This window comes from Nodularia spumigena CCY9414, from assembly GCF_000340565.2.
Lineage (GTDB): Bacteria > Cyanobacteriota > Cyanobacteriia > Cyanobacteriales > Nostocaceae > Nodularia > Nodularia spumigena.
Genome location: NZ_CP007203.1, coordinates 3,171,098 through 3,182,252 on the forward strand (window position 1 = coordinate 3,171,098; position 11,155 = coordinate 3,182,252).

10 protein-coding genes are annotated in these 11,155 nt (G+C 40.5%); 8 read left to right on the forward strand and 2 right to left on the reverse strand.

Annotated elements, in window-relative coordinates:
• Positions 1-19: 19 nt before the first annotated feature.
• Positions 20-283, forward strand: coding sequence for a hypothetical protein (locus tag NSP_RS13745; RefSeq protein WP_006195495.1), 264 nt, complete (start codon positions 20-22; stop codon positions 281-283).
• Positions 267-593, forward strand: a complete 327-nt coding sequence (locus NSP_RS13750) for a type II toxin-antitoxin system RelE/ParE family toxin (RefSeq protein WP_006195491.1) — start codon at positions 267-269, stop codon at positions 591-593. Before NSP_RS13745 ends, NSP_RS13750 begins: the two co-directional genes overlap by 17 nt.
• A 1-nt stretch (position 594) precedes the next feature.
• On the opposite strand, the gene NSP_RS13755 is transcribed toward NSP_RS13750, so the two are convergent.
• On the reverse strand, positions 595-1,401 hold the full coding sequence (locus NSP_RS13755; RefSeq protein ID WP_006195489.1) for a DUF3598 family protein: 807 nt from the start codon (positions 1,399-1,401) through the stop codon (positions 595-597).
• Positions 1,402-1,426: 25 nt separating this feature from the next.
• Positions 1,427-2,329 (reverse strand): cell division protein FtsX, encoded by a 903-nt coding sequence (locus NSP_RS13760; protein WP_006195487.1) that lies wholly within the window; start codon positions 2,327-2,329, stop codon positions 1,427-1,429.
• 153 nt (positions 2,330-2,482) lie between these two features.
• On the opposite strand from NSP_RS13760, the gene def reads away from it, so the two are divergent.
• The 6 genes from def to NSP_RS26935 form a co-directional block, all read left to right on the forward strand.
• Complete coding sequence (gene def / locus NSP_RS13765; RefSeq protein ID WP_006195486.1) at positions 2,483-3,046, forward strand: peptide deformylase; 564 nt, start codon at positions 2,483-2,485, stop codon at positions 3,044-3,046.
• Positions 3,047-3,056: 10 nt separating this feature from the next.
• Positions 3,057-3,260, forward strand: a complete 204-nt coding sequence (locus NSP_RS13770) for a hypothetical protein (protein ID WP_006195484.1) — start codon at positions 3,057-3,059, stop codon at positions 3,258-3,260.
• A 161-nt stretch (positions 3,261-3,421) separates the two neighbouring features.
• Entirely contained in the window at positions 3,422-4,219 is a 798-nt protein-coding gene (locus NSP_RS13775; protein WP_006195482.1) for a PD-(D/E)XK nuclease family protein, read from the forward strand.
• Between the two features lie 16 nt (positions 4,220-4,235).
• Entirely contained in the window at positions 4,236-4,865 is a 630-nt protein-coding gene (locus NSP_RS13780; RefSeq protein WP_006195481.1) for a GNAT family N-acetyltransferase, read from the forward strand.
• A gap of 179 nt (positions 4,866-5,044) precedes the next feature.
• Positions 5,045-7,387: a single-stranded-DNA-specific exonuclease RecJ gene (gene recJ, locus NSP_RS13785; RefSeq protein ID WP_006195480.1), complete on the forward strand. Its 2,343-nt coding sequence runs from the start codon at positions 5,045-5,047 to the stop codon at positions 7,385-7,387.
• A 410-nt stretch (positions 7,388-7,797) separates the two neighbouring features.
• A partial coding sequence (locus NSP_RS26935) for a DUF4347 domain-containing protein (protein ID WP_017804155.1) occupies positions 7,798-11,155 on the forward strand: 3,358 nt, incomplete at its 3' end.

An 11,155-nucleotide genomic window follows, 5' to 3' on the forward strand; every position in this document is an offset into this window, starting at 1 on the left:
AGCAACCCCATAACAACTCATGCTAAAAACCATCGAAGGCATTTATCAAAATGGGCAAATTCAACTTAGTGAGTTACCCCAAGACTTGAGCGATCGCACTCAAGTTCTCGTTACCTTTCTTGATCCTAGTAAAGTTAATTTTAGCAAACTACGCCAATTGATTGATCAGTTGGAGACAATTGCCGGTATTCAGCAAGGTTTTGAGGAACTCAACGCTGGTCAAACTCGCTCCATTGGAGATTTTGTTCAAGAAATGCAGCAAAAGTATGACATTTCAGGTTGAGATTACTCCCATTGCAGAAGCTCAAATTGAGCAAGCCTATGGCTGGTATCGAGAACGTAATCCAGAATTTGCTGATCGTTGGTTTCGAGCATTGATGAATGCTATTGCTACTCTACAAGAGAACCCCCGACGCTGTAACTTAGCAGTTGAACACGAGATTTTTCCAGAGGAAGTCCGTCAACTTCTGTATGGAAAATCCAAAAACATCTACCGATTGCTGTTTACGATTCGAGATACGACAGTTTATATTTTGTACGTGCGCCATAGCGCCCAAGCACCACTGACGCTAGACGAATTAGAGAAACTATAAGTTAAACTTTTTCTTCTGTAACTAATGTCAGACTCACCCATTCGCCTTTATCGTTGTAACTGCGAATCATGCGCTGGCGCAGGTGAGGCCGAATTAACCAACCAACTTCTAAAAATAAAGGTTGACGCAATTGCACCTGTAAGGGTGAAGTCACAGAAGCACCATCAGGGAGGAGTAATACTTGAACCTGTTTTTGGGGATTTTGATCAAAGTTAATTATACAACCGTTGATAGTCCCAGTGGAAGTAATTGTGCGCTCGTTAAAAGTTAAACTTTGAATTAATCGCCCATTATCTAATTGTAAATTGAGTTTAGTAGAGTAATGATCTGGGGAAGACCAATCTGGATAGATGGTGACAGCTTCACCAAGCCATTCTCCCAATAAATCATCTATTTGTACCGATGGGCGTTCTACTGCTTCAGTTCGAGCTAAATGTTCGCGAATCAGAGTTATTTTATCTAACTGACCAGTTTTATTAAATATTTGTACCAGACGTAGGCGGCGATTTTCATGAATTAAACCGAGTTCCGCCCCAAATTCTGTAAATGGTGCTAACTGAATTGAACCTTGGGAAAAAGCACCAGTGGCAAAAAATAACGTACTCTTTGCCACAGAACTGTATTCTAAAACTAAATCTTCTTGTCCTTGGCGGCTGACTATCTGGCGGATAGTTTGGTTATTATTTAACCCTTGCAAGGACACTACACTTTTGATATCTTCTAAAAGTGCGCCTTGGGGTGAGAATCGGGTAAATGAGCCTTGCCATTCACCGAGATTTTGCAGTAAAGATTCCCACTGAGTTGCCATAAGTCAAGTCCTGAAAGCTGTAATTTTAATTCTTCGCAAACCGCCGCACAGCAAATAAGCTACCCATTAATCCTACCACTGCACCGAAACTTAAGAGAATGAAAGGCAATAGTAAAACCTGTGCGGTACTAAGTTCTAAACCGTTGGTCAGAAATTGGATAAACTCTGGTTGATTCGCTAAAGTCCGGCTGATAAACTGTTGGATTAGAGAAATGAAACTCCAAGCGATCGCACCGCCAACTAAACCGAAGGTAATTCCTTGTAAAATAAATGGTAGATAAATCCAAGCAGATGTTGCACCTACCAGTTGCATAATTTCAATTTCTCGCCGTCGCGCCATGACAATCAGGCGAATGGTGGTAGTATTGACTGCGATCGCCGTTAAGGTCAAAATAATTGTAATCGTCAAAGTTATCCAATTTAAACCCCGGTGCAACTGGGCAACGCGTTTTACAGCTTCATCTATATACTGCACAGTTTCCACACCTTGTAACTTAGCCAATTCAGTCGCTAAATTGGGTACAACCTGAGAATTACGAGCTTTTACCTTAATCTCATCCACCAGAGGATTATCCCCTAACTGTTGCGTAGCACCATCAATATTAGCAATGCCTAATTCCTGGACTAACTTCGTCCAAGCTTGTTCTTTCGTAATGGTTTGCATCCCTACTACATCCGACATTTGGGCGATAAATGGCTCAATGGTGCGGGCTGCTGTCTCTGGATCGAGATAAACTGAAACTTCTAACTGGCTACCAAACTGATTCAGGAGTTTTTCAACTTGCCAAGAAGTTTGCAGACTCAAGCCAAATAGAAATAATAACACTGTAACGGTACTGATAGCCGCCCAATTCATCCAACCACCCCGCAGCAAACCGAGGAAAGTTTCTTTGAGCAAATAGTCAAGTTTTGTCAGAAATTTAAACACGCACCACCCCAAAATCTAAATTACATTGATAATCATGATGAATTTCTCCATTGAAATTTATATTCCGGTGAATTTCTCTATCTCAACAGGGGGCTATCTGAGGTTGATAGAATTGAAATAGTAGGAATTTTCACAACTTAGTCATTGATCATCATGCCTTCTGAAATTGCTGTCGAGAAAAAAAAGTTAAAAAATCCGCCTTTGACATTACACTATCTAGGCGATCGCGTATTGCGTCAAGATGCCAAGCGGATTGCGAAAGTAGACGATGAAATTCGTCAATTGGCACGGGAAATGCTGCAAACTATGTACAGTAGCGATGGCATTGGTTTGGCTGCACCTCAAGTGGGAATTCATAAACAACTGATTGTCATCGATTGTGAGCCTGATAACCCAGATCATCCGCCCCTGGTATTGATTAACCCCACAATCAAACAGATGAGCAAAGAAGTCTGCGTTGCCCAAGAAGGGTGTTTAAGCATTCCCAAAGTGTATTTAGACGTAAAACGTCCCGAAGCCGTAGAAATTGCTTATAAAGACGAATACGGCCGTCCCAAAACCCTCAAAGCTACGGACTTACTCGCACGCTGCATTCAACACGAAATGGATCACCTCAAAGGCGTGGTATTTGTAGATCGTGTAGAAAATTCTTTGGCTTTGTCCCAGGAGTTATCTAAAAATGGCTTCTCGTATCAAGCCGTGAAACCAGTAGCATAGGGTAATAATAGTGTATTTAACTCCAAAAAGCGGTTTATTTCTCGGTGGTTCTTGCATCACAGCCATCGCTGCTGTCGGTTCAGTGTTTGAACTTACTTCTGGACAACCAGATTTAGGTGTTCAGGTAACTGCCATTATCCTTGGATTGAGCATTCCACTCACAGGATTATTTTTCTTTGCCGCAGTCAGGGACGCACGGGCTAACATTAAATAAGCATCAGGTACATAAAAAGGTAGAGGGATGAAGGAAAAGGCAAAATTCATCCTTCCACCTTTTATTTTTTACCAGGACTTAGCGGGAGTGTGAACATTTTGATGATGTCAAAACTCCTCTGGAGACGTTCCAGGAAACGTTTCTACATCTAAAATAAAAGAATGCTGTCAGAAACAACTCAACTATTACGGCTATCTCAAGGACATCTCAACTTACTAGAAGCTTGTCCGCGTAAATTCCAACACACTTACTTAGAACAACTCAACTCGCCTTTAGATCCCAAACACGAAGAACACCAAACTTTGGGTAGTCAATTTCACCTGCTAATGCAACAGCGAGAAATGGGTTTACCAATTGGTAGTTTCCTGGAAGCTGATACTCAACTAAAAAGCTGGATGTCAGGTTTTAGCAATGCAGCACCAGAGATTTTAACACCAACTGATACCCAAACTTTCCGAGAAAGCGAACATTACCGCACACTGCAAATTCAAAACTATTTGCTAACAGTTGTTTATGATTTATTTATAGCAGATAACCAGCAAGCTCAAATTCTCGATTGGAAAACTTATCCTAAACCCCAAAATCAACGCAAGTTAGCACAGAATTGGCAAACACGTCTTTATTTATATGTATTAGCTGAAACGAGCGCCTATTTACCCAAAAATATTTCCATGACTTACTGGTTTGTTCAGTCTGAAGTTCAACCGCAAAATATTACATTTAATTACGATTCTACCCAGCATCAGCAAACAGCCCAGAAACTGAATCAACTGTTAAATAAATTAACTAATTTGCTGGAAAAATACGAAAAAAATCAACTATTTCCTCAAGTGTCGGAAAATAGTAAAATTTGTAATTATTGTTATTTTGCTCCAGGTTGCGATCGCACACAAGCCAGCCCAGAAAATCAGCAGAATTATTTACCAAATCTTGCCAATATTCCAGAAGTATCCCTCTAAATTTTAGGGAAAATATATGAAAAGCTTTGATGAAACTGATTTGATTTACGTGCGAGAATTAGGGATAGATGATATTTCGCCAGTTTACCACTTAGGAGAACAGTTATTTACTAGCGATTTATATCCTTATTTATATCGCACCTGGGACGAATGGGAAGTAATTGGACTTTATAATACAGATCCAGAATATTGTCTAGTGGCGGAAACCGATGGAGAATTGGCAGGTTTTATTTTAGGAACCATCATCACCAAAGCATCCTGGACTTACGGTTACATATTATGGCTAGCTGTGAACCCCAAATTTCAGCGTCGGGGAGTAGCAGATAAATTAGTTGATAAAGCGATCGCGCGTATGATTGAAGACGGGGCGCGGTTTATGCTAGTCGATACAGATCCCACCAACAATCCAGCCGTCAAATTTTTTAACCGCAAAGGATTTGGAAACATCCGCCAGCATATTTTCTTGTCGATGAATTTAAGCAAACATGAACATTATGGCAGACTGATTGATTACGAACATCAAAAAGCCGAAAGAGCCGGTTATAGGCGAACCCGTCCCGCAATTCGCGCCCGTAAATCTGAAGGACTTGCTAACGAAATAATTCTCAATCCTCTGGTGAATGAAACTCAAATAAACGATGAATAAATCTAAACATTGTTTGTAAAAATGGCAAAAACTAATTAACCACAGATGAACACAGATAAGAAATTGATTTCTGAGACCGCACAAATTGCCTACATACCTTCCTTATTTCTTTCTTCTTTGTGTACTTTGCGCCCTTTGCGGTTCGTTATTATTCAATAATTTAATTATTAATAAACTCCATGCAATGGATTATAGAAACACCCGAAAAACCACCAGACTGGTTCATCCAAATAGTCAAACAGTATACACCAGCATCAATGGGATTGTATGCAGCACAATTATTGTGGCAAAGAGGAATTAAAGACAAACAAAAATTAGCAGCCTTTACCGACTATAAAACCTATCAACCAGCCAGCCCCTTTGAATTTGGCGCAGAAATGCAGTTAGCTATGGAAAGACTGCAACAGGCACGAAATAACAATGATAAAATTGCCATTTGGGGAGACTTTGACGCTGATGGAATTACAGCTACGGCTGTTTTATGGGATGGTTTAGGACAATTTTTTGAGCAAAATACCCAGTTAACTTATTACATCCCCAATCGCCTGAAAGAATCTCACGGACTCAATTATCCAGGAATTGATAATTTACAAAAACAAGGTTGTAAATTAATAGTAACTTGCGACACAGGCAGTACAAATATTAATGAAATTATTTATGCTCAAAAATTAGGAATAGATGTCATAGTTACAGACCACCATACATTACCTGAAGAACGCCCACCAGTTACAGCAATTATCAACCCCCGCTATTTACCCAGTGAACATCAATTATTTCATTTTTCTGGGGTAGCGGTAGCTTTTAAGTTAATTGAAGCTCTTTATTTAACCTTACCAAATGTTCCCCAAAATCCATTAACAGATTTATTAGATTTAGTCGCAGTGGGATTAATTGCTGATTTGGTGCAGTTAAGTGGAGACTGTCGGTATTTAGCGCAATTAGGTATTCAAAAACTGCAAGCCGACTTTCAGCAGCCAGTGACAGCCCGACGAAGGCCAGGGATAGGGCGATTATTAGAATTATGCCAGAAAAATGGCGATCGCCCCACAGATATTTCCTTCGGTTTAGGACCACGCATTAACGCTGTGAGTCGCATTCAAGGCGATGCTAGTTTCTGCGTAGAGTTATTAACTAGCCGGGATCTTAAACATTGTCATCAACTAGCCGAATTTACAGAACTCGCTAACACCCGCCGCAAATCTGTACAAAAAGATGTCCAAGCCCAAGTAGCACAAAAACTTACCCAGCTAGACTTATCAACCACCAGCGTTATTGTTTTAGAAGATAGCCAATGGCCTGCGGGAGTTTTGGGTTTAGTCGCTGGACAAATAGCCCAAGAAACAGGCCGTCCGACCATTTTATTAAGTACAGAAGAACGAACACAAGGTACTACCCCTACTCCCTACTCCCCACTCCCTACTCCCCTCTTAGCCCGTGGTTCTGCCCGTTCTGTTAATTTTGTTGATTTATACCAATTGGTAAAAAAGCAAGCACATCTGTTAAATAGCTTTGGTGGACATCCCTTTGCGGCTGGTTTGAGTTTATTACCGGAAAATATTCCTTTATTTACAGATGCTATTAATCAGCAGTTAAGGCAAACTTTAGGGGGAACAACTCTCACGCCCACTGTACAAGCTGATTTAACAGTAACTGTCGCTGATTTAGGCAAAGAGTTATTTTTGGAACTCAAACTTCTGGAACCTTGTGGAATGGGAAATCCTGTGCCAAAACTGTTAATTAAAAATTGCTGGTTTGAAAATTCTAGGCATCGCAATCAGCAGGATTGGAAAGGAAAAAAGGTACAGTATATTAAAACTGATTTTAATATTCGGGATGAGTCTACTAACAGCCCGTTTCCTGGTATTTGGTGGGGACACTATAAAGATGAATTGCCTCTAGGTAGGTGTGATTGCATTGCCGAACTAGATTATAATACTTTTAATAAGCGCTATGAAATTAGATTAATTGCTGTGCGTTCTGCGGTTAATTCGGAGGCGATAAATTGCGTTTATAGTCAAATTATCTTAGATTGGCGAAATCAAGATTACTCTGAACTGATAAATCAGCATTCAGTGCTTGTGATGGTAGATTGTCCGACAAGCTGGGATGATTTACGTGGATGGTTAAGGCGATGTCTTTATAATAATCAACAATTAGCGATCGCCTGGTCTAAACCCAATCATCAACCACCCAGGCAAATTTGGCTGACTTTGGTTGGTATTGCTAAATATCTGAGTCGCACAAATCAATCTGTTACCCGCTTCCAACTTTTAGAAAAACTCGGCATTCGTGACCAAACGTTGTTTTGGGGAATCGAAGCTTTAAAATATTTAGGGTTCACAGTCACAAGAGAAGACCGTGATTTTCACATTATTTGGAATAATAGCACCAATTGCGAAAACATTGGTGATGCATCTGTAGAAAGATTTTTAGCCGCTATCAGGGAAGAACAATTCCAGCAAAATTATTTTGCTGAAGTTCCTCTATCGACAATTATAGCGATCGCTCATAAACCTGCTTGATAAAACTGACTTTTAATAATATTAAGAATTACTAAGTATTTCTTGAACTATATTACTATTTATTTATACTTAAACTTGTCTGCATCAGAACTAGTAAAAACTAGCCTCAATGCAACAAGACCAGGACTTACGCAACAATTGCCAAAAATCTTGATTTATCTAACCGCCAAGTCGCCTTCGCGTAGCGTCTCCCCTTCTCCCAAAGGGAGGCTAGTACAAGACGGCGTAAATAAACAGACCATTCAAAATCCCTGAAAAGCCCATTTTATAAGCTTTTTGACTTTTGACTTTTGACTTTTGACTTCCGCCTTGCGGTACTAGCGCCAAGGGAGAAGAACGCCAAGAAAACGTAAATTGTGCGTAAGTCCTAAAGACATTAGATTCTGTTACCAGGTGAAAAAATCATAAAAATGTCAAATAACTATTTTTTCTCTAAAACCGATACCGATACGGTTGTTTTTATTGATTCCTCCGTTCCCAACTACAAAAGGCTACAGGAAGGAGTTCTTGAGGGAGTAAAAACATTTATTCTTTCGCCAAATCGAGACGGGATTGAGGAAATTACCGAAGTCTTACAACAAAATTCCCAAATTACCAGGTTACATATCGTTTCTCACGGTTCTCCAGAATATTTGTACTTAGGTAATACGCAACTGAGTTTGGAGAATTTACATAATTATCAATCACTAACCAGAACTTGGAACGTTGAGTCGATTCTTCTGCATAACAGCAACAGCAGTCTTAATGCCAGAGATAGCACAAGCGATCGCATAGCGTATGTGGGTCTAATCGGCAACCCCACCAATACTAATAAAATTAATTTATCAGATAGTTTTGTTACAACTGCCACACCAGAAGCGAGAAGTGCTGCATTCCCAGAAGTGAATCAGACAGATACATCTAGTTCTAAATTTGCGCCAGGGAATAACGTAACTGAACAAGAAATCACATCTGTGCAGCCGAATATCAACGAAGGTGTAGATCCTGTTATCCCTACAGCACATCCACGCATTTTAGGGTGTAGTTGCTCATCTTGTGCGCGTCCTTTAGTTGATCGAAATCAAATCAATAATCCACCCCAAGAGTTAACAGCACCTGTATCAGCAGCTTTAGATTTATCCCAAACTTTCTTCCTAAACAGCCTAGCAGGTGCTAACCACACAATTTATTTAGATTTCAACGGGCATACCACCTCTGGTACTTTCTGGAATGAAAGTTATGGTACTAATATTGTTACCCCTGCCTTCGACCTAGACGGCAATACAGCCTCATTTAGCTCGACTGAACTGCAAAGAATTCAGTATATTTGGCAGCGTGTAGCTGAAGATTTTATCCCCTTTAATGTTAATGTCACAACCCAAGCACCAACAGATATTAACGATCTGATTAAGAGTGGTGCTAACGATACTCGCTGGGGTGTGCGTGCTGTTATCGGTGGTAGCGGCTTGGACTGGATTGGTCAGAGATTATCAGGAATCGCCTACCTTAATTCTTTCAATTGGGGTACTGATACTCCCACTTTTATGTTTAGTAAGGATATGGGCGGCCAGGAGAAACCTATTGCTGAGACTATCTCCCATGAAGTTGGTCATACTCTAGGACTCAAGCATGATGGAACTATTAACCCAAGAGAAGAATACTACTATGGACATGGTAGCGGGGAGACTGGCTGGGCACCAATTATGGGATACTCAGACTTCCAGAACGTAACCCAGTGGACCAAAGGCGAGTATGCTTCCGCTACCAATACTGAAGATGATTTGCAAATTATTACGACCAAAAATGGGTTCGGCTACCGAACAGATGATACTGGTAATACAATTGCTACAGCCAAGGCATTAAATGTTTCTGGTACAACATTGAATGGTAGTGGCATCATCGAACGTAATACAGATATTGATTACTATAGTTTTTTCACGGGTGCTGGTGCAATTAGCTTAACCGTGAATCCCTTTACTCGCGGACCAAACCTAGACATTTTAGCAGAGTTATACGATTCTGTTGGTACATTAATTGTATCCTCCAATCCCACAGAGTCACTCTTTGCAAGTATCGACACAAGTGTGGCGGCTGGAACCTATTACCTCAAAATTGATGGTGTAGGTAAAGGAGATCCTTTTACTACCGGCTACACAGATTACGGCAGTTTGGGGCAGTACACTATCAGTGGTAATATTGCTGCCTCTAATATTACTCCTACAATTACCCTAGCAATATCTCCAGATAGCGTCACCGAAGATGGCACAACCAACCTAGTTTATACCTTCACTCGTACAGAAAACACCACCAATGCTTTAACTGTGAATTATAGCGTTGCTGGTACAGCCACCTTCAATAACGATTACAGCCAAATTGGTGCAGCCAGTTTCACAGATACGACTGGAACTATTACCTTTGCGGCTAATTCTGCCACCGCAACTCTTACCATTGACCCCACAGCAGATACCATCGTTGAAGATGATGAAACTGTTGCTTTAACCTTAAATTCTGGCACGGGTTATACAGTTGCTACCGCAACCGCAGTTACTGGAACCATCACTAATGATGATTTTCTCAACGAACCCCCCAGGGTGATTTTAAACATCAACGGTAATAGCAACGAATACGCTCTTTCCGCCGCCTCCCAAAATGTCACAAATGAATTCACTATCTCTGCTGATAAAACTGAACTAGGACTATCCGGTAACACTTGGAAAAAACTGGACATTGGTAGTTACAATATTACCAACAACACCATCCTGGAATTTGAATTCCAAAGCAGCAAACGAGGAGAAATTCACGGTATTGGTTTTGATACTGACAATGATGTAGTCAATAACCCCCAAAACTTATTCCAACTCAGTGGAACTCAAAATTGGGGACTAAATAACTTTAAAAACTATAGCACTGGTTCTGGTTGGCAATCTTACAGTATTACCGTAGGAGATTACTTCACCGGAGATTTCAACTACCTCACCTTTGCCAATGACCATGATGTAGCCTCACCTGATAGTAATGGTCAGTTCCGCAATATCCAACTCTACGAGAATCAGAATAACATCAGCGTCAACATCAACGGTAATAGCAACGAATACGCTCTTTCCGCCGCCTCCCAAAATGTCACAAATGAATTCACTATCTCTGCTGATAAAACTGAACTAGGACTATCCGGTAACACCTGGAAAAAACTGGACATTGGTAGTTACAATATTACCAACAACACCATCCTGGAATTTGAATTCCAAAGCAGCAAACGAGGAGAAATTCACGGAATTGGTTTTGATACTGACAATGATGTCATCAATAACCCCCAAAACTTATTCCAACTTAGTGGAACTCAAAATTGGGGACTGAATAACTTTAAAAACTATAGCACTGGTTCTGGTTGGCAATCTTACAGTATTACCGTAGGAGATTACTTCACCGGAGATTTCAACTACCTCACCTTTGCCAATGACCATGATGTAGCCTCACCTGATAGTAATGGTCAGTTCCGCAATATCCAACTCTACGAGAATCAGAATAACATCAGCGTCAATATCAACGGTAATAGCAACGAATACGCTCTTTCCGCCGCCTCCCAAAATGTCACAAATGAATTCACTATCTCTGCTGATAAAACTGAACTAGGACTATCCGGTAACACCTGGAAAAAACTGGACATTGGTAGTTACAATATTACCAACAACACCATCCTGGAATTTGAATTCCAAAGCAGCAAACGAGGAGAAATTCACGGTATTGGTTTTGATACTGACAATGATGTAGTCAATAACCCCCCAAAACTTA